The sequence below is a fragment of the Cryomorphaceae bacterium 1068 genome (assembly GCA_027214385.1).
Taxonomy (GTDB): Bacteria; Bacteroidota; Bacteroidia; order Flavobacteriales_D; family Cryomorphaceae; genus JAKVAV01.
On the sequence record JAPVXR010000005.1, the window covers coordinates 136,705 to 161,320 of the forward strand.

A 24,616-nucleotide genomic window follows, 5' to 3' on the forward strand; every position below is an offset into this window, starting at 1 on the left:
CGATGAATTTCATTTGGAATAGAGCGTGACAGGCAGAGTTCGATGTGATCAATTTGGTTCGTATTGAGCCTTGTAAGTGAGTTATACATCATGCGAAGAATTTTTTAATGGCTTCTAATAATGTTTCGTTTTCCGAAGGAGTACCGATGGTTATGCGCAGGGCATTTTTGACTTGCTTTGAGCGATCGCGCACCACGATTCCTTTTTCGGCGAGGTAATGGTAAAGCTCCGTGGCTCGATTGATTTCAATCAGCAAGAAGTTCGCTTCTGAAGGATAGATTTTTTTCACGACATTGAGTTTTTTCAATGCCACTTTCATTTCTGCTCGATCTTTTAGAATCATCTCAATTTCTGACTTTAAAGATTCTCCATCTTCCAGAGCTTCCAAAGCATAATTTTGCGTGAGCCCGTTCACGTTGTAAGGCGGTTTTATTTTATTCAAGATTTCGATTACTACCTCATTGGCGAAAGCCATACCCAGACGAATGGACGCCAGACCATATGCTTTGGACAGGGTTTGTAGCACAACCAGATTGGGAAATTCCTCGAGCCGTTTGGTCCAGGATTCTCTTTTTGAGAAATCGATGTAGGCCTCATCCACAATGACCAATCCCTCGCTGTTTCGCAAGATGGTTTCCACAGCCTCGGTATTCATATCGTTTCCCGTCGGATTATTAGGGGAGCAAATGAAGGTGAGTTTGGCATCCACTTTCAGCGCCTTTTCCAAATCAATTTGAAAATCTGACTTGAGCGGAACTTCTACAGTTTCCACCGCATTAATATCGGCCGAAATGCGGTACATCCCGTAAGTGGGGGTGAAGGTTAGAATGGATTCTTCGCCTGGTTCACAGAAAGCGCGGATCAATAGATCAATCGCCTCGTCGCTGCCATTTCCCAAGAAGATCGACGACTCTTCAACGCCTTTTAAAGCGCTGATTTTTTGCTTGAGTTTCCGCTGATAAGGGTCAGGGTAGCGATTCAGCGATTGGTGATCAAATGGATTCTCGTTGGCATCCAGACTGATCATTGCCTTTCCCGTAAATTCATCGCGGGCGCTACGGTAAGGCGAGAGTGCTTTCACATTCTCCCGAACCAGACTCATTATGTCGAATGCTTTCTTCATTTCAATCGCAGGCTTACCGCGTTTTTGTGGGCTTGCAGTCCTTCGGCTTCTGCCAATAGCTCTACCTCTCGACCGATATTTTCCAGCCCTTCTCTCGTTACTTCTTGGAAGGTCACTTTCTTCACAAAACTATCCAGCGATACTCCCGAGTAGCTTCTCGCAAAGCCATTTGTCGGTAAGGTATGGTTTGTTCCACTGGCGTAATCGCCCAAGCTTTCGCAACTCCATTTCCCGATGAAGACGCTCCCAGCCGTTTCTACCATTTCCGCCAGTTCACGTGCATTTTCGGTGGAGAGGATGAGGTGTTCGGGGGCGTATCGGTTGGAGAAATTCATTGCCTCTTGATCTGATTTCATGATCACTGCCAGACTATTTTGAAGTGCCTTACGAGCTACTTCTTGGCGTGGCAAAACTGAAACTTGCGATTCTACTTCTTCGAGAATTCCTCCCAATTTTTCCGAAGCATCACCTCGTTCTTCGCTCATCACCAAAACCACTTGGCTATCTGCGCCGTGTTCGGCTTGACTCAATAGATCAGCAGCGACAAAAGCCGCATTGCTTTCAGCATTGGCAATCACCAAGACTTCGCTTGGACCGGCGGGCATATCGATGGCGGTTCCTTCTTGTTGCACCAGCTGCTTTGCGAGTGTGACAAATCGATTGCCGGGCCCGAAGATCTTATCCACTTTGGCAACTGTTAATGTTCCGTAAGCCATAGCGGCAATTGCCTGAGCACCTCCCATACGGTAGATTACTTTCAGGTCGAGCTTTCGCGCAATGTAACGAATGGCCGGGTGAATGGAACCGTCGCGGTTTGGCGGTGTGCAAACGATGATTTCGCGGCAGCCCGCTAGCTTGGCTGGTACACCCAGCATCATCAAAGAGGAGAGGAGCGGTGCCGTTCCACCCGGAACGTAGAGTCCGACTTTTTCGATGGGCAGGCTTTTGCGCCAGCAAGTTACTCCTGGTGCAGTTTCGATCTTCTCGACCTCGTCGGTTTGGGCGCGGTGAAATCGCTCGATATTTTCGATCGCCAAGTTGATCGCTGCTTTCAGATCCTCGCTCAAGTCGTCTGTATCAGCTTCTAAATTTATTTTGATTCCATCGAGGTCTGCGTCGTCAAATCTGCGGGTGAAATTTAATACAGCAGCATCGCCGCCATTTTTAACCTCGGCCAGAATCTCCTCTACCGACTCTTTGATTCTGTCGTTTTCAAAATCGGGTCGCTGAATTAGCTCATTCCATTGCTCCTTGGCGGGAAATTTAACCGTTTTCATAGCACCATTTTTTCGATTGGACATACCAAAACTCCTTCGGCTCCAGCTGTTTTCAATTTATCAATCACTTCCCAGAATTCGTCTTCTTTCACTACCGAGTGCATACTGCTCCAGCCTTCTTTTGCCAATGGCAAAACCGTCGGACTTTTCATTCCCGGAAGGAGGGAAGAGATCTCACCAAGCGAAGAGTTGGGAGCATTGAGCAAGATGTACTTGAACTTGTCGGCTTTGTTTACCGCCCTGATTCGAAAGAGTAATTTCTCTACCAATCCGGCTTTCTCAGCGCTGAGATTCTTGTTTTGAATTAGCACGGCTTCACTTCGGTCTACAGTCTCGACTTCTTTGAGGCCATTCGCCAAGAGCGTACTGCCCGTGCTCACGATGTCGCAAACCGCATCGGCCAGCCCGATGCTCGGCGCGATCTCCACGCTTCCGCTGATTTCTTCGATTTCAGCGGTCAGTCCTTTTTCGTCAAGGAAGGTTTTGACGATATTGGGATAGCTGGTAGCGATCTTTTTACCGTTGAACCAATCGAGTCCCGGATATTCCACTTCTCGTTGAACGGCCATGGAGAGGCGGCATTTGGCAAAACCCAAGGCCTCGGCCACTTCGACATCTTTCTTCTTTTCTTTAACCACGTTCTCACCCACGATTCCAAGATCGGCGACCCCATCGGCGACGTATTGAGGAATATCGTCATCTCTCAGGTAAAGTACCTCCAAGGGGAAGTTGGTAGCTTCGCTTCGTAACTTACCGCCGTTGGAAACTTTGATTCCACAATTCTTTAAAAGCTCCACACTCTTTTCGCTTAATCTTCCGCCTTTTTGTACCGCAACTTTCAATTTCATTCTTTCGATTTTTATTCAATAAAAAAGCCCCTCCGAATTCGGAGGGGCTTTTGTTCGTTTATATGCACAACACCACTACCTCTGTTCGGAATCGAAGAGTAAAGTAAAATGATGATGTAAATGTGTTCTCATTATGCGAGTGCAAAGTAATTGCATTTGGTCTTAACCAACAAATAAAGTTGATGAAGGTTTTGAATCGATCGTTTTTATTATCAATCGTGAAGCATTAGGTGACTTAAATCATCTTTTTCACTTACGATTTTGTTTAACTTCGAAAGTACCTCAACCAGTGTTATGCAAAAATCTAAAAACCTAACAACGACATTATCGTCGATAATGGGAATTGTCGTTATCGTCGTATCTCTGATCGCTTCCTACTTTATTTATTTCAATGTTCTCGGACACCCTGACAACTTTGTGGGAGGCGATCCATCAAACGAACCTGTCGAAGGGAACTACCTTGGTGTGATATACAAGGGAAGTAGTATTGTCATCTTGCAACTTTCCTTCATTATCATTCTGATTACTTATACCGTGGAAAGGGGAATCAATTTGGCCCGTGCCAATGGCAAGGGAAAAAACAAAGAGTTTGCTCGCAATATCAAGCTCCTCTTGGGTCGTGGCGATATAGATGCCATTCATGAAGCTTGCGAAAAGCACAAGGGTTCCGTTGGAAACGTAGTCCGCAAAGGAATCGATTCCTACTTGCAGATTGTCAAGGTCGAGAAACTACGGCCCGAAGAGAAAGCCTTCCGACTGAAAAGGGAACTCGAAGAAGCGACTCACTTGGAACTACCACATTTGGAACGAAATATGGCCATCATTTCGACCATTGCTTCTGTAGCTACTCTGATTGGATTATTAGGTACGGTAACGGGGATGATTCGCGCCTTCAGTGCTTTGGCCCGGGCAGGCTCTTCAGATGCAGTCGGACTTGCAGGTGGTATCTCACAAGCTTTGGTCACAACGGCTTTGGGGATCAGCACTGCCGCGATAGCTATCGTGGTTTTCAATTTTTACAATACGCTGATTGATCGCATCACTTACGCGGCAGATGAAACCAATTACGCTCTAATGAGTCGATTTAAAGAAGAAATCGATAGCTGATGGCAATGATGCGCAACATAAAGACGAAGCCAAAACTCGACATGAATCCGATGGTCGACATGGCTTTTTTGTTGGTAGCTTTTTTTATGATGACTACAACATTTCGCCCTGAGCTACCCGAAGAAGTCCTCATTCCGCCGTCATCGGCGGAGGTGAAGCTTCCCGAGCGACATTTAGCAACTATCACAATTACCAAGACGGGAGTGGTCTTTTTTGGAATTGACAATAAGTTTGATCGAAGAGAGCTACTGGGCCGAGTGGGGCGAGAGTTTGGAGTCTTTTTCGACGAAAGTCAATTAAATACCTATTCACTCATAGCTACCGCAGGCGTTCCCGTGGAAAAGATGGGGGAATTTCTGGATGCAAAGGCAAGCAGAAGGCCATTTGCACAGCAGGGGATTCCATTAACGGAAGACTCTCAATTGTTCTATTGGATTAGGAATGCCCGCGCGGTCAATCCCAATTTGCGTTTTGCCATCAATGCCGATGGAGAGACAAAGTATCCCGTGATTCACGAAGTGTTTGAAACACTTCGCGAACTGGGAGTGACGCGATTCAATTTGGTAACCGAAAAAACGGAAGAAGATGTTACCAAATCTTGAAGATATCGATATAGACAAAATCCACGGTCGCGACGACGATGCTCGTAAAAAATTGAAGCGGGAAGTCGATGTGGACATGAATCCAATGGTGGATTTGGCTTTTCTCCTTTTGACATTTTTCATGTTGGCAACGACTTTCAGCAAACCACAGGCAATGGAAATACTCGTTCCGGCCAAAGCAAAAGACACGGCAGAAATCAAGGAGACTCCTGTCAAGGAATCCAAAACAATGAGCTTGGTTCTAAAGGAGAATGAGATAGTGTGGTACAGAGGGATTACTGAACCTGAAACTTTTGAAATTGACTATCAAGAAAAGGAGCTCCTAAAAATTTTGGCAGAAGCCAATGCGAATACCACGGATCTTGTGGTGCTGATCAAGCCGCTACCTTCCAACGAATACGCAGACTTGGTGCTGGTGCTAGACGTTTTGAGTTACTCGGGTGTAGAGCGCTACTCCTTGATCGAGCCTTCTGAATTTGATATGGAAATGGAGGAATAATGGACGCTGCCAAGACATATGGAGCTGAAGAATTGGAACGGAAATATCCGATGTCTGCCCTTATTTCTTTGGGGATTGCTCTTTTGCTGGTCACGGCTGCAGTGGTTTATCCGCTTATTGTGGATCGGTTAAACCGTAAAAGCGAAGAGGCCATTTCGGTAAAAGTGAAAAAGGTGATCAACTACTCCGAGCTCAAAGCTCCGCCACCCATCGATTTGGAGAAAGTACAACCACCCGTGTTAGAGGCAAAGCCAAAGGCCAAAGTGATCAAATACCTACCGCCAAAACCGAAAAAAGATGAAGATGTGATCGATGAGGATATTATCCCAACGATGGACGAGTTGAGTCAGGATTTTATTGGAACGGAGAATATCGAAGGCTTAGACAGCATTATGATTGACAGTGAGGAGGTAGAGATTGTATCCGAAAAGCCGGAGGAAGCCGTTGAGGTTTTTGAATTTGTGGAAGTGATGCCCGAATTTATCGGTGGAGTTGAAGCGATGAACACATATTTGAAGGACAATCTGCGTTACCCGTCAATGGCGAAGGAGGCCAAGATCCAAGGTCTCGTATACGTCTCTTTTGTAGTGACTGATAAAGGAACTATTGAAGAGATTCAAGTTGTACGAGGAGTCCATCCCTCATTGGATGAAGAGGCCGTGAGAGTCATTTCAGGCATGCCGCCATGGAAGCCAGGACTTCAAAACAGGCAAAAAGTAAGCGTGCGGTTTACGTTGCCGATTAGGTTTGTGTTGAAGTAAGGTCATTAATCACTTTGCTTTAACATTTCACTTGTCGACGACTACCTTCCCGTGGTAAATGGATTGATCTGCTTGCACTTGAATCAGGTAGATTCCATCAGCCAGATCAGATATGTCGATGCGTTGCAATCCCGAATTCAAGAATTCTTGTCGCACCACTTTTCCCGTAATGTCAATCATAGTGAGTTGCGCCGCGTTTTCATTTAATTCAAATGAAATGCTGCTGCTGCTCGGGTTCGGGAATACCTTCAGTGGTTTTCTTTCTTCGGCTCGATCAGTAGAAAGCACTATTGCAGGCAGGGGATCGCATTGCATTCCTTCCACTTCATCGGCAAAGCGTTGGAGGGTTTCAATTACAGTTTCTTCATCATCGAAAGATTCGCGTGCGAATATGTAGGCGAGGTCGATGTATTGCACATCGCCGGGAGCGAAGGTGAAAGGGCCTGAGGAGCCGATCATGCGACGATCTTGGGCGGGAAACCCTTCATTTTCTTCGGTCCACGAATAGTTCGGATTAATTCCATTGGTCCCTGCGAACAAAGGATCTGATTCCCCTGGAAACATATAATCAGTCATTTGACCAATTGATTGTGGCGTATAACCAGTTCCGCCAAATTTAAGCGGAGTACCATCCCGCCATATTCCGCGCATGTAATGATAATACTCTATTCCACTCTGAGGTCCCCATGTCGCTATGGGGCCATCTGAATTATTATACGACACAGATTTCGATAATCCCAATCGCTCGTTATCTAAAGTGCCGTCACTGTATCCACTTGTTTCGTTAGCATAGAATTCTAGATATTCAGCTTCATCATCGGCGCCGTTTGCAGGCGTCAGAGCGCCTGAAAGAACTTTTACACCCATGGCTGGCACATCGGAGCCATAACCAGGGCCAGCATCACTGCTTCCGTCAAATGGGCTGCCATTGTAACCGTAGAACATACTTCTCCCAACATCGGTGGCGACATAATCATCTGAGTAATTCCCAATATCAAAATCAGTCCAGAATCCTGTGTAGGTATCTGTTAGTGCGAAAGACCCCCTGTTAATTAGTTTGTGTTGCACGAACAGTGTATTAAATTCTGAACCTTGTTCTGAATTATAACCATAAACCGTCGTGTGTACTTCGAGTCCAATTTCATTTCCGTCAGAAGAAGCGCCATTTGCTCCGAGATCATTCCAAATGGCATACGAAGAAAAATCACCGCAAACTGCGGGATAATCGCCATTCTCAGGATCATAAACCCCATTGCTATTGTAATCCGTGTAGGGTGCCAGGTTTTCTGTAAAACCTAGCCCACCTTCGGCAGGCCATGAAATAAAATCTTCGGGTATTTCGTAGTTCGGAAATTCCAATGATTCGTCGCAAGAAGGGTTATTCATGCATTCTGCAAAAGCAATATGAGCTGCAATTTGATCATTGGTCACAAACCAAATCTTATTGTAATCCTCAACTTCTTCAGGAGTTGCCAAAGATCCATCAAGCTTAAGTGGGCCCCAATTCTCATAGCAGTTCTCATTCTCGTTTTGACAAAAGCGTCTAAAGGATATTTTAAGTTCATTACTCGCATCTATCCCTCCAACCCATAGGGCAGAGGCAAACATTGTGTGATTGAGACTATCAATAGGAACTTCTAAACCCTGCATCCCCTCTGACTCTTTGTAAAAAAGGCTCCCATTAGTGGTTTGTGTCCACCTAAAATTATTCCCTTCGAATACAAAGGTGTTCGCTTGTTCTTGTGCCAGCGCAGTCGAACTGATAGCGATGAATAAAACGACACAGAGTTGAATTGGTCTCATAGGCTTTGATTTGACAGATTAACAATTTCAAACCTAATGGGGATAAAAAGGAAAGCCAAATCGAATTCGGGCAATACTTAACAAGTCAAAAAAAAAGCCGTCCCAATTTCTTGGGACGGCTTTCAATTGAATGAGTGGATTCGAAATTATCTTACCACTTGTACTTTAACTGTTCCTTGAGTCGCTCCAACAGTAAGGTTCATGAAGTAGATTCCCTCGCTGAGGTCATTTACGTCAATGTACTCTCTGTTAAGACCGGCAGAACGTGTACCAAGATCTACAGACTTTACTACCTGACCAACGATGTTGATTAAGTCAACCGTCACTCTTTCAGAAGCATTAAGCTCGATGTCAAGTGTGAATTGGTTGTTTGTCGGGTTAGGGAATACATCAAGATCATTTGAAAGCACGAAATCGGTGCTTGAAAGAGGGTCTGTACAAGTCATGTATGGGAAACCATTGTCAGTTCCAGTGTTATCTGATTGGTTTCCACAAAGACCTTCCTCTTGAATGATCCAGATGTAGTCACCATCAGCAGGACATAGCCATGTGATGCTCAAACCTTCAGTTTCAGAAGCGATAACTTCTCCTGTAGCTGCATCGATAATTACGAAAGCAGGATCCCATGCGCCTGAAGCACCATCTTGCAATCCGAACTCGTAAGTAACTCCTTCTACACAATCAGCGGCAATATATCCTTCACTTGCCCAGTTTTCAAATGCGTCAATGGCGTTTACAGGACAAACTCCGTTTTCTTCTACCGGAGCACCGCCGAAAGCAGTAGTAAAGTCGTTGTAAGGACCACCCGCAAATACTGTGCACGTAGAAGGAACTAATACTGCGTCAATTACGTGAACAACTCCGTTGTCAGCAGGAATATCAGCCATAGTTACTTCCGCACCGTTAATGGTAATAACCGATCCGTTTATAGCAACAGTTACAGTCTCTCCTTGAAGTGTAAGAACCTCTTGACCATCAGATAAGTCACCGCTTAATGCAGTTCCTGCAACTACGTGGTACAATAATACATTTGCCAATGCACCTGTTGGGTCCATAAGCAATTCGTCAACAACCTCTTGGATTGCAGAAAATGCAGCATCCGTTGGAGCGAAAACCGTTAAGTCGGCTTCTAAATCTTCCAATGGAGCATTTAGTCCTGAAGCGAGAAGAGCTGTTTCTAAAGTGTTGTGGTCATCACTGTCAGCGATAATAGAGAAAACAGACGTTTGAGCTCCTTCTGCAATAGAAAAAGTACCCGCTAAGTCTGCTGCAGGATCTGAGAATTGATCACCACTTGCGAAAAAGTCACCTGTTTGCTCGCCCGAAATTCCAGCGTCTACAGTTACGTTGATTGTGAAGTTGTAAGTCCCTGGTGCAGCAATACCACCCCAGTTGTTATCATTATCTCCCCAAGTTACCGTTTGCCCATCGATTCCATTAAATTCCTCATCATCAAAATTAGGATCGTCGAATAGAAAGAATACGTCATCGTTAGACACACTATTGATTGTGAAACCAGCAGGGAAGGTGATTGACAATGAATCAACCCACTCGTCATCAAGATTGGTGATGTCTAATACAAATGGGATATCTAAGGTCATATCTGCCTCATAGCCATTTGCGGTAGATAATGTACCCGTTACTGTTTTTTCTTCTGATGTCCCTTTTTTAGCATTCTCAAAACGGTTGAAAATTGAATAGGTCTCATCGACATGCTTTGTACTCTGAGCCATTGCTGTTCCAGCGAAAAGGGCTGCAACCAATGTTAAAGAAGTAAAGTTTAATTTCATGAAATTAGATTTTTAGTTTCCACAAATTTAGACAGACTAAACAACTTTGCATTCACTATTGTGGTAAATTCTCACAACGTCCTCTTTATAACTTGAAATCCGTTAAAGTAAACTCAACCTCTTCGCTTTAAAGACTCGAAAAAAAAGCCATATCGATCATTGATCGATATGGCTTTCGCAATAACTATTTGTGTTGGCTTATCTAACCACTTGAACTTTTACAGTTCCTTGTGTTCCTCCAACAGTAAGGTTCATGAAGTAAATTCCCTCGCTGAGATCATTCACATCAATGTACTCTCTGTTAAGACCTGCAGAACGTGTTCCCAAGTCAATGGATTTAACCACTTGACCAACGATGTTAATCATATCAACAGTCACTCTTTCCGAAGCGTTGAGCTCGATGTCAACCGTGAATTGATTGTTTGTCGGGTTAGGAAATACCTTTAATTCGTCAACAGAAGTGAGATTGTCAACACTGCTTAGTGTTGGAAGCAATACTGCATCAATTACGTGAATTACTCCGTTTGAAGCGATTAAGTTGGCAACGATGACCTCTGCTACAACACCCGTTGCAGATGTGATTGTTACCACTCCTTCTCCATCGATACCTACGGTTACGTTTTCTCCCTGAAGGGTAGGAATGGATTGTCCATCTGTAAGATCAGTTGAATATACCGTTCCGTTTGCAACATGGTGAGTTAGAATGGTAGCTAGATCTCCTGTTGGGTCTTCTAGCAAATCATCCAACAAACCATCAGGCAATAGATCGAAAGCATCGTCAGTTGGTGCGAATACGGTGAAAGGACCTTCACCTGCCAGTACGTCGGCGAGCTCTGCTTCAATTACAGCAGTTTCCAAAGTGTTGTGAATCTCGCTAGCCACAACAATGTCAGTAATAGTCACATCGCTTTCACATGTCATGTAAGGGAATCCATTATCTGTATCAGCATTTTCAGTCTGGTTACCACAGAAACCTGCTTCTTGAATAATCCAGATGTAGTTTCCGTCTGCAGGTGCAGTCCAAGTGATGCTATTACCTTCAGTTTCGCTGGCTACGATTTCTCCCGTCAAGGCATCAATGATGATAAAGTCAGCATCCCATGCGCCAACAGCTCCACCTGAGAGACCGAATGTGTAAGTTGAACCACCTACGGCATTGTCAGCAAGGTATGCTTCACTAGCCCAAGACTGGAATCCCGTAATTGCGTTGAATGGGCAAATACCATCTGCTGCAACCGGAACTCCTCCAAATGTAGTCGTAAAGTTGGTGTAAGGACCTCCTGCAAATTGTGTACACAATTCAGGTACCAATACCGCATCAATTACGTGTACAACTCCGTTAGAAGCGGGGATGTCTGCAATAATTACTTCAGCACCGTTGATAGTGATTACACTACCGTTAATTGCTACGGTCACTGTTTCTCCTTGCAGGGTAAGTACTTCCTGACCATCAGATAAGTCGCCGCTAAATGCTGACCCACCAACAACGTGGTATAGAAGAACATTTGCCAAAGCTCCTGTCGGATCATCCAACAAAGACGTCAATACACCATCAGGAAGCGCATCAAATGCTTCATCAGTAGGAGCAAATAGTGTTAAGTCTACTGCAGGGTCATTAGTCACACCATCCAAACCAGAGGCGAGAAGTGCCGTCTCTAAAGTCTCGTGAACATCGCTAGCCTCTACAATTTCAAAAATAGTTGGATTTTCTGTTCCTCTAATGTTATCAGCGTAGAAGGTGTCATCCGTGTTGTTCAAGTCAAGATTGAAGAAAACAACGCAACGAACAAATTCATTTCCGATGTTGGCGTCATCTGAGAAATCGAAGGTTAATGTTTCCCATGCCCCTGTAACGGTTGTGTTTACAGTTCTTTGCATTCCTGCAGAAGCGGGATCATTGTTTGCAATTTCAAATCGAATGGTTACCTCCGTTAAGTCTTGTGGAGTCCAAACGTCCATTGCTACTAGTCCTGACTCAGAAAAATCAACAGGAACATTTAGGTCAATAACAGCACCTGCGAAGAGTTCAGCTGTATTTGCTGCATCTTGTGTTTGTTGCCAAACATTATCGCTGGTGTTTACCCCAGACGGATCAGGATTAGGAATTACTGAAGTATTCTGAGCTCCTCCAAATCCAATTATGTTGTAATTTTCAACAGGTAATTCGAAATCGAGTGGCAAAGAAACCACAGCAGGTGGAAGAAGAACACCATCAATAGCGTGAACGACGCCATTGCTTGCATCTAAGTTGGGAACAACTACTTCCTCTCCATTGATGAAGATTTGAGGATCAACTATCGACACGGTAACTGCAAATCCATTTGCTTCGAGTGTTTCGATTTCTTGACCATCAGTCAAATCGCCTGAAAATGCTTCAACATTGGCAGCGTGATATAATAGGATGTTACCAAGAGTTTCGGGATCATCAAGAAGATCGGCTATAATACCAGGGTTTGCAGCCTCTAGTTCGTCAAATGCTGCATCTGTTGGAGCGAATAGAGTCGTAGGGTCGAGATTTGCAAGAGCTACGAAAAGACCTGCAGCGTTTATTGCAGCTTCCAGAGTATTATGCACTTCACTGTTTACAACAATACCGTAAACAGATAGGCCTTCTCCAAGAGTCAAAGAACCTGCCAGATCTGCCGGGTTTGCAAACTGATCTCCGCTAGCGAAGAAATCTACTGTTTGATCTCCGGTCACACCGGCATCAACTGTTACTGTTACTGTGAAAAGGTAAGAGTTTGGAGCAGCAATACCCCCCCAATTGTTGTCGTTATCTCCCCAGCTTACAGTTTGACCGTCTATACCGTTGAATTCTTCATCGTCAAAGTCTGGACTTTCGAAAGCGAAGAATACATCATCGTTTGAAACAGAAATAGGCGTAATTCCTGCTGGAAAAGTAATTGAAAGGGAATCAACCCATTCGTCATCTACGTTTGTAAGATCGAAGAAAAATGGAATTTCAACTGTTGCGTCGGCATCATAACCTGTTAAAGCGGTCATTGTACCTTCTACCGCTTTAGCATCTCCCAAAGCTGTTGCCTTCTGCTTTTCCGCTTTGTACAAGCTAGTGAACGGGGAGTAATCCGCTACTGATGTTTTGGCATTCTGCGCGTTTGCCGTAGTCAGCAAAAAACATGTCAGAAGTGTTAAAAGAGTAAATTTGGTTTTCATAAATTTTGATTTTAGTTTTTGATCATTCGGCGTCATAACATGATCGGTTTGGTAATTGTTCTTTTTATGACCAAAGGATTTTTAAACTTCTTGGAGTCCTAGAAAACCTGAGTATTTGACTGTAGCTCACAGAAGGAGATGAGCAAATACTGAAGATGAGAACTCTTCGTGAAAACACCCTTGAATATCAGTGGAATATGATTTTTGTCTACAGGGAATAATCCCTACTTCTTTGGTGAAGAGATTTCGGCCAATGTTGTATTTTAATGATGAATAAGTTTTTTTAGACAACGTTTCGGGAAATCCTTTTCGGTTTTTTCGAGGCTAGTTAGAACTACTCATCGTCCCTATGCCTGGAAAGCCAAGTCTGGTAAAATTGGGTACTCTTATAGTGTCTTGACTACTTGTCTTGACTCATTGATCTATTTTCCCCGTGTTGAATCCTTCCAATGTTTTGTACTTATCGTCGAATGAGTCGACAAAACGCACGCTGTCATCTTGTAAGCCTAGCAGCAATGCAATAGAGTGTTTTAGCTGTGTCTTTAATATGGAAGTAATAGCTTCAAGTTCTTCAGGACCTTGTTTCACCTCTTCGTGTGTTCTCTTTTGAAGTCGCTCTTTGATTTTATTGGCCTCCAATTCCAACATAGGGTTGGTGCGCCGATGGTTGCCACCGAGGTAGGGCTTTTTATGCTCTAGTACTTCGCTAATGACCCAATTGTAATTGAGATCAGTAAACGATAGTGACTTGAGATGCATATTGGCGATTAGGACTTCGTCACCTTCCGTTTTGATGCGAAGGTCCTTGAGGTCTACGCCATACTTTGCAATAATATCCACCTTGAGGGCACCAATGAACTGGACGGTTTTACCCATGTCGGTGATAATCTCCTCATTCCAAGTGCGGGTGAAGTTGGTATCGAGTTCAAATAAACCCACATCGAGAATCTGCCTGATCGCCGAAACATTCAACTTGCGAGTACGAAGCTCTTGGTTCTCTTCTTTGACTTTTTCGAGTTGATCTTCTTCTTGGTTGAGTTTTGCCTTGAGCTGGTCTATTTCGGCATCTTTCGTTTTGAGAAAGGCATGGTACAACCCATAGAAAACGATCATGGCTCCGACGAATATTGCGGAATAGGCTAGGAATTCGTTAAAGATAATGGCCAAGGCTATTGCTACCGCAGCCATTATCAATAAAGCATTTCTAAGGTTTTTCATCATACCACAAAGGTACCCAATTCGTCGTGAGTGATGGTTAGTCTAGTCACGCAATAGTTTGGACAATCCGAAAACTTTGCCGTTTACGGCAGTCTCAATCAAGTAAAGTCCTTTTTCCAATTGACCGGTTTCAATCTCCACTGTTCCTGTTGCCAAAACACTCGTTGCGCTCACCACGCGACCTTGAAGGTCCAAAATTCTGATGCTAAGGTTTTGACCAATATAAGTGGTAGGTATTTCGATATAAACCTGATCGGTAGAAGGGTTGGGGTAAAGTTTTAACTGCTCTGGACGATTTTGATCAAAAACGCTCAAGAACTTTCCTTCGAAAGAGTTGGCCTCGAGGATTATTCCAGAGTCTAATGCAGTATCGACGGCATCGCAAATCGCAAATTTAATATGGTAGGTTTCGTTCTGCTCAACCTCAACAAAGGCTTCCAAATTCACTGTGAAACCATTAAACATAACATTGCTCACTACGTTTCCCGCATTCTCAATAAAGTACTGGCTGTCTTCTATCCAGTTTGGGTTGGCTTCTTCGCAAAATGTTGGATCAAAACCACTTGCGGTGCCCGAGTTCACGGTATTTATTGCAATAGGTGTATCACTTCCCGGAATAAGGGCAATGTTTATAGCTCCATTTTCGAAAGGGCCTGAAATACCCGGACCACTTATGAAAAGGCCGAAGGCATCATTAAACTGGGAGCAAGTAAAACTCTGGTATTCAATAGATGCAAATGTAAAATTGAATGCTAACGCTTCAGCCAGATTGAGGACGTCAAATTCCAGTACCGCACAGTCGTTCACATTAAAACCTGAAATGGCGATGATGTCAGGATCATCGGGTGTATCGCCCACAAAAAAACTACCTGTTTCGTTGGTGAAGAGACTAACCATATCTCCTGTGGTCATTGCAAATCCCGAGTCTACTGGCAATCCGTCGCTAAACCCATTTCCGAAGAGGCCGATTTGTATACTGGTCAAGGTGTCATCAGCAGGAAGTCCGTTAAAAGTCACATTTGATACCTCAACAAAAGTTCCTGTATTGAAAATTTCGTTTACCAATGTGCTTATGGGAATGGTATTGTCGGCATTGATTTGAGCTGAAAGCCCCGTGGCAGTTAAAAATGAAAGAAATAGAATCCCGATTTGGTAAAAGTGCTTCATGGCTAATTGGTTTTTGATTGTCAACAAGGTAAAAAGAAAAGCTTGCGTTGTAGAATGAACATGTCATTTTTGCGGTTTCCTTACCTTCGCGACCACATGAAGCTCTCACTAGTCATCACCCTAATGAATGAGGAGGATAACATCGCTCCTCTATTGGAAAGTATCAGCGCTGCTCTCCACTCTTATTCGTACGAAGTAATTTTAGTAGACGACGGTTCCACGGATCATACCGTTAAACGAATAAAGGAACTTGCCGACGAGCACGTGAAGTTGGTCGTTTTTCAAAAGAATTTTGGCCAAACCACGGCCATGCAGGCGGGTATCGATCACGCTCAAGGAGAATTTATCGTAACATTAGATGGCGATCTTCAAAACGACCCTTCTGATATTCCGATGATGCTGGATCTCCTCGAAAGAGAGAATTGGGACGTCGTTGCGGGAAACCGCAAAAACCGAAAGGATGGAATGTTTTTACGTAAAGTTCCAAGCAAAATTGCCAATTCAATGATCCGAAATTTGACAGATGTTCACATTCAGGATTATGGCTGCACCTTGCGTGTTTACCGCTCGCATATCGCAAAAGGAATGGAGCTTTATGGGGAGCTTCACCGATTTATTCCTGTGTTGGCAAAACTCCAAGGAGCCAGCATAACCCAAGTCGATGTAAAGCATCACCCTCGAATTCACGGTGAATCTAAGTACGGGCTCAGCCGCACCTTTAAAGTATTGAGCGACTTGATTCTCATGATTTTCATGCAGAAGTATTTTCGCCGCCCGATTCACCTTTTTGGCCCCATCGGGCTTATTACCTTTGGGGTTGGTGTACTCATCAACTTGTACCTCTTGGGATTGAAAATTTTTGGATACGACATTTGGGGTAGGCCACTGCTTCTTTTAGGGGTAACCCTCGTTTTGGCGGGAATTCAATTCTTGGTATTCGGATTGATCGCCGAGTTGATGCTGCGTATTTACTACCAGTCTCAGAACAAAAAGACCTACACCGTAAAAGAAGTTTTCATTGGCAAAGCCCAACGCGAAGTCAGCGCTTAAGTTTCTTGTCAAGATAGCCCTTTCGGCTCTTGCCATCTATCTGGTTTTCTCAAAGATTGAATTGGATGAGGTTTGGAGCTTGGTAAAGGAAAGCAATCCTTTCTACTTACTGGGTGCTTTGATTTTTTTCAATCTTTCAAAATTTATCAGCGCACATCGACTCCTCATTCTTTTTCGAGCAATAGGCGTGAGTATTTCGAGCAATTACAACTTACGCCTTTACTACATCGGGATGTTCTACAATCTCTTTCTGCCGGGAGGAATTGGTGGAGACGGCTATAAGATATTTCACCTGAATAAGAAAAGTGCAATCTCAAAACGAGAATTGCTGAGTGCCGTGCTTCTCGACAGAATCAGTGGAGCAGCACTGCTGGCTTTCTTAGCCTTAGCTATTGCCTCTTTTCAAGAGAGTATACTGGAGCTCTTTCCTTCCTTTTGGACGTTTCTGGTTTACATCGGGGCCGTTCTGGCCATTCCTGCTTTGGCCGTTTTGATTCGTTTGGCTTTCGCCAAATTCAAATCTGTCACCTTTCAAGCTATTCATTGGTCGTTATGGGTGCAGTTGTCACAATTGGTATGCGCTTGGTTTATTTTGTCCGCTTATGGAGTTCATGATCATTTCGCTATCTATTTCGTTCTTTTTCTTGTCTCCAGTATTGCCGCCATGTTGCCCATTAGCTTTGGAGGTGTGGGTTTGCGCGAGTTGGTCTTCCTTTATGCTTCGCAAGAATTGCCCATTGACGAAACGGCAGCCGTCGCTCTTGGACTAGTCTTTTTCCTGATTACCGCCCTGAGTTCTTTTATCGGCGTATTTTTGCGCTTGCCTTCCGGCGATTCCTTAAACAAGGAGGAGTCTTCGGGGTTTTAGATTGGCGTTTTGAAATACTATCCCGAAAATACCTTACAGCGATTTGAGTTTCCAAAAGTCTTGGCTCAAGTTGAGAAGCGTTGCAACAGCGAAAGAGCAAAGCGCTATGTGGAGGAGTTGCGTCCTACTGACGAGGTGGATTCTATTGTTCGCTTCCTCGAAGAAACGACCGAAGCAAAGTCCATTGCCGAAAATGGATTGTATTTTCCTGAAATCGCTTTCCCTAACATCAGCCGAGAACTTGGTATGTTGGGCATTGATAATGCTGTATTGGATGGACAGCAAGTCATTAAGTTCCGAAAAGTAGCCGAGGTTGCCGCGACGGTAATTCGCTTCCTCGGAGAGAAAAAAGAACTCTACCCACGACTTAGAGGAATTGTAGAAGGTTTGTATGCAAGCAAAGACTTAATCGCCTTAATCGACGAAATCTTAGAGCCCAATGGATTTGTAAAGACCTCTGCGAGCAAAGAGTTGGGAAAGGCGCGAAAAGCATTGGCAGAAGCTAAGCAGAAAGCAAATAAAGCCTTTGAGGCAGCTGTGCGGAAATACAAGAAGCTGGGCTGGTTGCGCGACTACGAAGAGAGCGTATACAACGATCGCCGCGTACTGGCAGTAACTGCTGAGAACAAGCGAAAGATAGAAGGAACCCTTCACGGTCATTCGGAAAGTGGAAATACAAGTTTTGTAGAACCCGGAAATCTGGTGAATCTTAACAATGACGTGGCAGAGTCAAGACAGTGGGAGCAACGAGAAGAGTACCGAATTTTACGGGAATTGACGCAGAACTTAAAATCCTATAAGGCCATATTAGAATCGTACGAAAATGCTCTGGGCTTTCTGGAATTTACCTTTGCCAAAGCGCGGTACGCCATGCACATTGATGCCGTTAAGCCCATTCTTTCGCGGGAGAAGGACCTTGAGCTGATGAAGGCTTATCACCCTGTCCTCCTTGAGCAGAATAGGAGTGAAGGGAAGTCGACGATTCCGATGAACCTATCATTGGATCACGAGAAGCGAATTTTGGTAATCAGTGGGCCCAATGCAGGAGGGAAATCAGTTTCCTTAAAGACTTTCGGCTTATTGCAAATCATGTTTCAGTGCGGGATGCTCATTCCCGCCGAAGGGCACAGCCGCATGGGTGTCTTCCGACAAATATTCGTCGACATTGGAGATGACCAAAGCATTGCTTACGAGCTGAGTACTTACAGTTCTCGATTGGTTAAGATGAAGCATTTCCTCTTTCACGCCAATAAGAATACGCTCTTCTTCATTGATGAATTTGGAACGGGTTCTGATCCGGAACTGGGTGGAGCCATTGCTGAGACCATCTTGGAAGAGTTGGGCAAATCCAAGGCATTCGGGGTTATTACGACACACTATGCCAATCTCAAAATTTTGGCAGAAAACAGTTCTATGATGCTGAATGGCTGCATGCTTTTCGATGAGGAAACACTGTTGCCTAAATACAAATTGGACATTGGTCAGGCTGGTAGTTCCTACACATTTGAAGTAGCTCAAAAAATCGGGCTCGACCCCGATGTGATTGAAGGCGCCAAGGCCAAGCTGGATGACAAGAAAGTGAATCTGGACAAATTGCTCATCACCCTCCAAACCAAGAAGAACCAGCTCAATAAGGAAACCCACATTCTGCAAACGGAGAAGTCGAGAATCAGAAAAGAAATAGAAGCTTCCAAACGGGAGGCACAGATTTTCAGAGAGAAACAGGAGGATCTCAATTTCAGTGAAAACAAGCGATTAATCCAACAAGGAAAAAAGTATGAATCCCTTTTAAACGATTGGAACGACCGCAACAAACGAAAGGAGATCGTAAGAAGACTCACCCTGACGAGCGAAAAAGAGGCTGCCAAGAAGAAAGAGAAAGATCTGACTGAACAGATGCGCGACAAGAAAGAGCGCATCAAAAAACAGAAAGAAAATCGCAGGAAAAACAGACAAGAGAGTAAGGAGTTGGCGGCTAAGCCGATAAACATCGGTGATAAGGTACATATGCCTGGGACCAAGGAGCCCGGGGTGGTAGAAGAGATCAATAAAAACAAGGCTACAGTGGTATTCGGGATGATTCGAACAATTGTTCCGATAAACAAGCTAAGATCGGCCGGTTAAGTGCGGGAATGTTTTAATTTTGCCTTCCAAATCTGATTTCCATGGAAGAAACGATCATAAGTAAAGAAACTCTCGAGAGCATTGATGAGCTAAGAGCATTTGTTCAGAAAAACGGTATCGTGAAAAGCGACGTCGTAGATAAACTATTGGCGCTTAGACCACATTTTATTGAGCACAACCAGCCGTTGGTTACACGCGTCATCCGAATGACAGCAGAATACATTGAGCACTTTGGCTACTTTAACTTGAATCTCCTCGCTGAAGAAATAGAGGCTGAGGACGACGAAGAAGGCGAAGCAATAGAAGTGGATGAAGAAATCGATATGGATGGTGAAGACAGTTTTACGGAGTCCAAAGAAAACTTCCTTTACTTGTTAGATCTTTTTGCTCACCCTGATAATCAGGTAAACAAAGAAGAACTCACCAGAGTGAAGCACTTGTACCTCGACCGTGATCTCTTTTAAATCTCTTTTTTGGGCAGCTGGATTAGCTGCCTTTTTCTTTTCCTGTTCTGAAAGCACTACGGAAGGCCGCCCGATATCAAGAGGCGAGGCTATTGTCGATAGTGCCATTGCCTGCCACGGCGGTGAACTCTATGAGAATGTCGATCTCTCATTTGGATTTCGAGGAAGAAACTATCAAGCCATTCGTCAGAACGGGAATTTCGAATACACGAACACTTATCGAGATTCATTGGGGAATCACCTGCGAAGATTGACAAACGACGGGTTCACCCAAGAGTTGAACAATGAGCGAATTCAACTTTCTGTAAAAGATAGCACAGCTCGCGCAGCATCGGTGAATTCCGTGATTTATTTTGCTCTCCTTCCGGGAATGCTCAAAACCGAGGCAGCAAAGAAAGAATTCGTCGGAAAGGAAGAAATTGAAGGAAATGAGTGCTTCAAGGTGCGCGTCACTTTTTCTCAAGAGGGCGGGGGCGAGGACTTCGACGATGTTTTCCTCTATTGGTTTTCAACTGATAATTACGCAATGGATTACATTGCGTACAGCTACCTCGAGGATGAAGGAGGCACCAGATTCCGCAAGGCATACAATCGCCGTTCAGTCAATGGACTGGTATTTCAGGATTACCTGAATATGGCAGGTCCTACTCCTGATTCGCTCTCGTTTGTTTCCGACATGTTCAAATCGGGACAGTTGGATACGCTTTCACGGATTGAGGTGGATCGGTTGGCGGTGAGTCCTTTCTAGAATTCCGAAGTTGGATTACTCTCCTTTCTGCTTAGAGATCTCTGTCGCTCCGAATTCCGAGAGGGTTAAAACCCTCGATGACAATCGAGGGTATTCTCATTTATAGAAACCATTGACTAAGAGACATTGGGATTACTCTCCCTTTGGTCGAGTGATCCCTTTCGCTCCGAATTCCGAGAAGCTCAAAACCCTCGATTGTCATCGAGGTGTTTTTCCGTTCATATCCATACGCTCGAGCAAGCTTTGGGAGTTGTGACTTCTTTAAAATCTCTTTGTTTTTCCACTGGGATTATCCTCCTTTCAGTCGGATGATCCCTTTCGCTCCGAATTCCGAGAAGCCAAAAACCCTCGATTGTCATCGAGGGTATTCTCATTTTTAGAAACCATTGACTAAGAGACATTGGGATTACTCTCCCTTCGGTCGAGTGATCCCTTTCGCTCCGAATTCCGAGAAGCTCAAAACCCTCGATTGTCATCGAGGTGTTTTTCCTTATCCAATAACCCTTTCAAGCAAGCTTAAGGGCTATTGGATACGAAAAAACCCATCACATTCGTGATGGGTTTTTTGCTTCTCTTAGTGACCGCGCAGGGATTCGAACCCCGAACCTCCGCATCCGTAGTGCGGTGCTCTATCCAGTTAAGCTACGCAGCCATTATTGGGAGTGCAAAGATAATTATTTTTCTAGTTTGAAGAAGAATTTACATGTAAATAGCTCGCAAGACGAATTGATGTTGTAAGCCGATCTCAGAAACTTCTCCGAGATTTATTTGCTGAAGATTCGCTACGTACCCAAAATCGATAGTAAATTTTCGGCCTAGAGTAAGTTGCAGTCCTACTGAGCCAAATCCGCCAAGTCCTACCCCGGTAAGTACATTCGCTTGGTTGTAAACTGAACCATCTACATTTCTTTGAATGGAAAGATCGACAATCGGATTAAAGAATTCGACGTTGTTTGTTCCCAAATCCAAATTAATGAAATTCGCCTCATACTTTGTGAATGTCAAAGTCCCGCCAAGATCAATGTATGGAAGAATTGATGGATTTTTCCCTTTCCTTTCTGCGGCTTCTCGTCCTAATACCTTGTGCATACCTATATTTATAATAAGGCGCTGTTCTTCACCACGGATAGCGAATGTTTCTAATATGTCATTCTGAATTCCTGTGTTATTGGTTCTTGTAATGGTAAACTCTCCGACAGTAACGGGAAAGGTTCCGCCCATTTCCATAAAAAAACCGAAATCGGAATTCAACATATATCGAAAATGTACATTGAATAAGAAGGAGGGGCGATAACGCATAATTCCAGGCATATCCGACTCGGTAAAACTCCATTCTCCGTCAGCTGCATTCATGGCATCATTTGTCCGCTGTTTGTTCTGGATAGGAGGTCCATTGATGGCGAAATTGAGCCAAGAGTTTTCAAAATTATTTAGAAATCCATCCCTTTGATAGCCATAGCCTCCATAAATTTGAGCTGTATTTTTATTGGCAAAGTAGGCCCCTATGGTTCCGCCAATATAAAACCCCTTGACACTATCAGGTGGGGTAGGTCCTTCGCCGTCGGCGTAATTGTATACTTGAGCTTTTCCCGAAAGGGTAAAGAGCAAGACGCCAATTATTAAAACGAGTCTCTTATTCATATAGCTTTGCTTTAACTTCTTCCAATATTTCATTCACCCAAAGTTCGTACATATCTCCTGATGGATGCAAATTATCCGGGGCGATCAAAGACGGATTGTCTTGAGCCATTCTGGATATCTCAGTTATATTGAAATATTTAACTGCATAAGATTCTGTGATATCTCGATTGATATCATTGTAAATGTCTATCTCCTGCGAAACGTCGGGATAACCTTGCCCAAAAGGAGTTACGCCGTAATCAGGTATGCTGAGAACAAAAATACGGTCGGTATCATTTCCGGCAAACTGAATGGCTGTTTGCAGCAGTTGCTCAAACTCCATCCCATATACATCAAGGGGTTGATTTTGGAACTGGTTGTTTACACCAATGAGCAGTGAAACAAGATCATATTCTCCAGCCAAATCAGCTATTTCTATGGCGCTGATGAGCTGATCTGTGCGCCAACCACCAAAGGCAACGATGTCGGGCTCAGAGCCCTCAAGAAGACTGTCTTCATTTAACCTGCCTACCAATTGGGTCGGATAGTTGCGACTGCTGTCAGGTAGGGCTGTACCTATGGTATAGCTGTCGCCAAGAGCCAGATAGCTGAAGCGAATCGTATCCTGCATGGGAGCGGTATCGGCTGGTGGGGTTGGACCTTCTTTATCATTGCAAGAGGCCAGGCTCATCAGGATTATAAAGATCAGTCCCATGATTCGACTATGTTTGAAGAACTCCAACATTGTAAGGTTTTTCAGCCGGTGAATTGTTGGCAGCTTCAATTCCCATAGCGATATGTTTTCGTGTTTCTGCAGGATCGATGATGGCATCTAGCCAAAGGCGAGAAGCGGCGTATTCCGGCTTGGTTTGTTCATCGTAACGGTTTTTGATCTTATCAAAAAGTTCTTTTTCTTTCTCTTCTGTGATTGTCGTTCCCTTTGATTTTTGTGAAGCTACTTCAATACTGAGCAGGACCTTTGCTGCTTGCTCTCCACCCATTACCGCTACTCGGGCGGTTGGCCACCCAACGATTAGCCTAGGGTCGTATGCTTTTCCACACATGGCGTAGTTTCCAGCACCGTAGCTGTTGCCCATCACGATGGTGAATTTGGGTACGACCGAGTTGCTCATGGCATTCACCAATTTGGCTCCGTCCTTTATGATTCCTCCGTGTTCACTTCGGCTACCTACCATAAATCCGGTAACGTCTTGTAAAAAAACGAGAGGGATGTTTTTCTGATTGCAGTTCATAATAAATCGTGCGGCCTTATCGGCAGAGTCGCTGTAAATCACTCCACCAAACTGCATTTCGCCTTTTGCACTTTTCACGATACTACGTTGATTGGCAACGATCCCAACCGACCATCCGTCGATTCGCGCATAAGCGCATACGATGGTTTGACCAAAGCCTTTTTTGTATTCGGTCATTTTACTTTCGTCCACGATGCATTTAATCACCTCACGAACGTCGTATGTTTTTCCTTTATCCGTTGGGAAGGCACGGTAGATTTCGCTGAGTTTTACTTTGGGCATTGTTGGCTCAGCACGATTGAAACCAGCCTTTTGGTTGGTCTCTCCAATCTTATCGACCAAGTCTCGAATGGTCGACAAACACTCCTGATCATCTTCAACCTTATAGTCCGTAACACCTGAAATTTCGCTATGCGTAGATGCTCCTCCCAAAGTTTCATTGTCAATGTTTTCGCCTATGGCTGCTTTTACCAAATAAGAACCAGCCAAGAAGATGGTCCCTGTTTTATTCACGATCAGCGACTCATCGCTCATAATGGGCAAGTAGGCACCACCAGCCACACAGCTACCCATCACGGCTGCTATTTGAGGGATGCCTCGGCTTGACATCACGGCGTTGTTGCGGAATATTCTTCCGAAGTGTTCTTTGTCGGGGAAAATCTCGTCTTGCATCGGGAGGAACACTCCGGCACTATCTACGAGATAGATGATGGGGATGTGATTCTCCATGGCGATTTCTTGAGCTCGGAGGTTTTTCTTTCCCGTTATGGGAAACCATGCACCAGCTTTTACGGTAGCATCATTGGCTACCACGATGCACTGGCGACCCTTGACATAACCCATCACTACTACCACACCTCCTGAGGGACAGCCTCCATACTCTTCGTACATTCCGTGTCCGGCGTATGCACCTATTTCAATGCGATCTGCGTCTTCGTCCAGCAGTAGGTCCACTCTTTCCCTTGCGGTGAGTTTACCCTGTTTATGCTGCTTTTCAATTTTTGCTTTTCCTCCTCCGAGGTAGATTTTTTCGAGTTCCCTTCTCACTTTCGACACCATTAATCGCATGGTGTCTTCATTTTTATTCAATTCCAGTTCTTTCGTATTCGCCATGAGCGCT

The 24,616-nt window shown here is 44.3% G+C and carries 20 protein-coding genes and 1 tRNA gene; 9 read left to right on the forward strand and 12 right to left on the reverse strand.

Annotation, left to right across the window (positions count from 1 at the left end):
* Positions 1 to 88: 88 nt before the first annotated feature.
* The 3 genes from hisC to hisG are packed head-to-tail and all read right to left on the reverse strand — an operon-like array spanning position 89 to position 3,248.
* Entirely contained in the window at positions 89 to 1,123 is a 1,035-nt protein-coding gene (gene hisC, locus O3Q51_08950; GenBank protein ID MCZ4408934.1) for a histidinol-phosphate transaminase, read from the reverse strand.
* Positions 1,120 to 2,400 carry a histidinol dehydrogenase gene (gene hisD, locus O3Q51_08955; GenBank protein ID MCZ4408935.1) on the reverse strand — a complete coding sequence of 427 codons (1,281 nt, stop codon included), beginning with the start codon at positions 2,398 to 2,400 and terminating at the stop codon, positions 1,120 to 1,122. The genes hisC and hisD overlap by 4 nt, the downstream gene beginning before the upstream one ends.
* The gene (gene hisG, locus O3Q51_08960; GenBank protein ID MCZ4408936.1) at positions 2,397 to 3,248 is read right to left on the reverse strand and encodes an ATP phosphoribosyltransferase; all 852 of its coding nucleotides are present in this window, start codon (positions 3,246 to 3,248) and stop codon (positions 2,397 to 2,399) included. Before hisG ends, hisD begins: the two co-directional genes overlap by 4 nt.
* Positions 3,249 to 3,542: 294 nt before the next feature.
* On the opposite strand from hisG, the gene O3Q51_08965 reads away from it, so the two are divergent.
* From O3Q51_08965 to O3Q51_08980, 4 genes are read left to right on the forward strand one after another with little or no spacing between them, the layout of a single operon-like run.
* Positions 3,543 to 4,355 (forward strand): MotA/TolQ/ExbB proton channel family protein, encoded by an 813-nt coding sequence (locus O3Q51_08965; GenBank protein ID MCZ4408937.1) that lies wholly within the window; start codon positions 3,543 to 3,545, stop codon positions 4,353 to 4,355.
* A 5-nt stretch (positions 4,356 to 4,360) separates the two neighbouring features.
* Positions 4,361 to 4,957, forward strand: coding sequence for a biopolymer transporter ExbD (locus tag O3Q51_08970; GenBank protein MCZ4408938.1), 597 nt, complete (start codon positions 4,361 to 4,363; stop codon positions 4,955 to 4,957).
* Complete coding sequence (locus O3Q51_08975) at positions 4,941 to 5,456, forward strand: biopolymer transporter ExbD (GenBank protein ID MCZ4408939.1); 516 nt, start codon at positions 4,941 to 4,943, stop codon at positions 5,454 to 5,456. Before O3Q51_08970 ends, O3Q51_08975 begins: the two co-directional genes overlap by 17 nt.
* Positions 5,456 to 6,217 carry an energy transducer TonB gene (locus tag O3Q51_08980; GenBank protein MCZ4408940.1) on the forward strand — a complete coding sequence of 254 codons (762 nt, stop codon included), beginning with the start codon at positions 5,456 to 5,458 and terminating at the stop codon, positions 6,215 to 6,217. Before O3Q51_08975 ends, O3Q51_08980 begins: the two co-directional genes overlap by 1 nt.
* A gap of 27 nt (positions 6,218 to 6,244) precedes the next feature.
* On the opposite strand, the gene O3Q51_08985 is transcribed toward O3Q51_08980, so the two are convergent.
* From O3Q51_08985 to O3Q51_09005, 5 genes are all read right to left on the reverse strand, one after another.
* A complete protein-coding gene (locus O3Q51_08985; protein MCZ4408941.1) occupies positions 6,245 to 8,020 on the reverse strand; it encodes a T9SS type A sorting domain-containing protein in 1,776 nt (591 codons plus the stop codon).
* 146 nt (positions 8,021 to 8,166) lie between these two features.
* Positions 8,167 to 9,810 (reverse strand): fasciclin domain-containing protein, encoded by a 1,644-nt coding sequence (locus O3Q51_08990; protein ID MCZ4408942.1) that lies wholly within the window; start codon positions 9,808 to 9,810, stop codon positions 8,167 to 8,169.
* A 198-nt stretch (positions 9,811 to 10,008) separates the two neighbouring features.
* Positions 10,009 to 12,984, reverse strand: a complete 2,976-nt coding sequence (locus tag O3Q51_08995; GenBank protein ID MCZ4408943.1) for a fasciclin domain-containing protein — start codon at positions 12,982 to 12,984, stop codon at positions 10,009 to 10,011.
* A gap of 414 nt (positions 12,985 to 13,398) precedes the next feature.
* Positions 13,399 to 14,205, reverse strand: a complete 807-nt coding sequence (locus O3Q51_09000) for a hypothetical protein (protein MCZ4408944.1) — start codon at positions 14,203 to 14,205, stop codon at positions 13,399 to 13,401.
* 39 nt (positions 14,206 to 14,244) lie between these two features.
* Entirely contained in the window at positions 14,245 to 15,369 is a 1,125-nt protein-coding gene (locus O3Q51_09005) for a choice-of-anchor L domain-containing protein (protein MCZ4408945.1), read from the reverse strand.
* Positions 15,370 to 15,465: 96 nt separating this feature from the next.
* Here O3Q51_09005 and O3Q51_09010 point away from each other — a divergent pair, with 96 nt between their 5' ends.
* From O3Q51_09010 to O3Q51_09030, 5 genes are read left to right on the forward strand one after another with little or no spacing between them, the layout of a single operon-like run.
* On the forward strand, positions 15,466 to 16,419 hold the full coding sequence (locus tag O3Q51_09010; GenBank protein ID MCZ4408946.1) for a glycosyltransferase family 2 protein: 954 nt from the start codon (positions 15,466 to 15,468) through the stop codon (positions 16,417 to 16,419).
* Positions 16,388 to 17,287 (forward strand): lysylphosphatidylglycerol synthase transmembrane domain-containing protein, encoded by a 900-nt coding sequence (locus tag O3Q51_09015; protein MCZ4408947.1) that lies wholly within the window; start codon positions 16,388 to 16,390, stop codon positions 17,285 to 17,287. Before O3Q51_09010 ends, O3Q51_09015 begins: the two co-directional genes overlap by 32 nt.
* Positions 17,288 to 17,296: 9 nt before the next feature.
* Positions 17,297 to 19,411 carry a hypothetical protein gene (locus tag O3Q51_09020; protein ID MCZ4408948.1) on the forward strand — a complete coding sequence of 705 codons (2,115 nt, stop codon included), beginning with the start codon at positions 17,297 to 17,299 and terminating at the stop codon, positions 19,409 to 19,411.
* 41 nt (positions 19,412 to 19,452) lie between these two features.
* Positions 19,453 to 19,875: a hypothetical protein gene (locus tag O3Q51_09025; GenBank protein MCZ4408949.1), complete on the forward strand. Its 423-nt coding sequence runs from the start codon at positions 19,453 to 19,455 to the stop codon at positions 19,873 to 19,875.
* Positions 19,862 to 20,623, forward strand: coding sequence for a deoxyribose-phosphate aldolase (locus O3Q51_09030; protein ID MCZ4408950.1), 762 nt, complete (start codon positions 19,862 to 19,864; stop codon positions 20,621 to 20,623). The genes O3Q51_09025 and O3Q51_09030 overlap by 14 nt, the downstream gene beginning before the upstream one ends.
* A 578-nt stretch (positions 20,624 to 21,201) precedes the next feature.
* Here the strand turns inward: O3Q51_09030 and O3Q51_09035 are convergent.
* From O3Q51_09035 to O3Q51_09050, 4 genes are all read right to left on the reverse strand, one after another.
* Positions 21,202 to 21,275, reverse strand: a tRNA-Arg gene (locus O3Q51_09035).
* A gap of 47 nt (positions 21,276 to 21,322) precedes the next feature.
* Entirely contained in the window at positions 21,323 to 22,264 is a 942-nt protein-coding gene (locus tag O3Q51_09040) for a hypothetical protein (protein ID MCZ4408951.1), read from the reverse strand.
* Positions 22,257 to 22,958 carry an SGNH/GDSL hydrolase family protein gene (locus O3Q51_09045; GenBank protein ID MCZ4408952.1) on the reverse strand — a complete coding sequence of 234 codons (702 nt, stop codon included), beginning with the start codon at positions 22,956 to 22,958 and terminating at the stop codon, positions 22,257 to 22,259. The genes O3Q51_09040 and O3Q51_09045 overlap by 8 nt, the downstream gene beginning before the upstream one ends.
* Before the next feature lie 7 nt (positions 22,959 to 22,965).
* The gene (locus tag O3Q51_09050; GenBank protein ID MCZ4408953.1) at positions 22,966 to 24,609 is read right to left on the reverse strand and encodes an acyl-CoA carboxylase subunit beta; all 1,644 of its coding nucleotides are present in this window, start codon (positions 24,607 to 24,609) and stop codon (positions 22,966 to 22,968) included.
* Between the last annotated feature and the right edge of the window lie 7 nt (positions 24,610 to 24,616).

Bases quoted from the DNA above. Each gene is read 5' to 3' on its own strand.
- O3Q51_09050 (MCZ4408953.1), bottom strand. From the start codon at position 24,609: ATGGCGAATACGAAAGAACTGGAATTGAATAAAAATGAAGACACCATG.
- O3Q51_08970 (MCZ4408938.1), top strand. From the start codon at position 4,361: ATGATGCGCAACATAAAGACGAAGCCAAAACTCGACATGAATCCGATG.
- hisD (MCZ4408935.1), bottom strand. From the start codon at position 2,400: ATGAAAACGGTTAAATTTCCCGCCAAGGAGCAATGGAATGAGCTAATT.
- O3Q51_08995 (MCZ4408943.1), bottom strand. From the start codon at position 12,984: ATGAAAACCAAATTTACTCTTTTAACACTTCTGACATGTTTTTTGCTG.
- hisG (MCZ4408936.1), bottom strand. From the start codon at position 3,248: ATGAAATTGAAAGTTGCGGTACAAAAAGGCGGAAGATTAAGCGAAAAG.
- O3Q51_08980 (MCZ4408940.1), top strand. From the start codon at position 5,456: ATGGACGCTGCCAAGACATATGGAGCTGAAGAATTGGAACGGAAATAT.
- O3Q51_09000 (MCZ4408944.1), bottom strand. From the start codon at position 14,205: ATGATGAAAAACCTTAGAAATGCTTTATTGATAATGGCTGCGGTAGCA.
- O3Q51_08975 (MCZ4408939.1), top strand. From the start codon at position 4,941: ATGTTACCAAATCTTGAAGATATCGATATAGACAAAATCCACGGTCGC.
- O3Q51_08985 (MCZ4408941.1), bottom strand. From the start codon at position 8,020: ATGAGACCAATTCAACTCTGTGTCGTTTTATTCATCGCTATCAGTTCG.
- O3Q51_08965 (MCZ4408937.1), top strand. From the start codon at position 3,543: ATGCAAAAATCTAAAAACCTAACAACGACATTATCGTCGATAATGGGA.
- O3Q51_09025 (MCZ4408949.1), top strand. From the start codon at position 19,453: ATGGAAGAAACGATCATAAGTAAAGAAACTCTCGAGAGCATTGATGAG.
- O3Q51_09005 (MCZ4408945.1), bottom strand. From the start codon at position 15,369: ATGAAGCACTTTTACCAAATCGGGATTCTATTTCTTTCATTTTTAACT.
- O3Q51_09045 (MCZ4408952.1), bottom strand. From the start codon at position 22,958: ATGGGACTGATCTTTATAATCCTGATGAGCCTGGCCTCTTGCAATGAT.
- O3Q51_09010 (MCZ4408946.1), top strand. From the start codon at position 15,466: ATGAAGCTCTCACTAGTCATCACCCTAATGAATGAGGAGGATAACATC.
- hisC (MCZ4408934.1), bottom strand. From the start codon at position 1,123: ATGAAGAAAGCATTCGACATAATGAGTCTGGTTCGGGAGAATGTGAAA.
- O3Q51_08990 (MCZ4408942.1), bottom strand. From the start codon at position 9,810: ATGAAATTAAACTTTACTTCTTTAACATTGGTTGCAGCCCTTTTCGCT.
- O3Q51_09040 (MCZ4408951.1), bottom strand. From the start codon at position 22,264: ATGAATAAGAGACTCGTTTTAATAATTGGCGTCTTGCTCTTTACCCTT.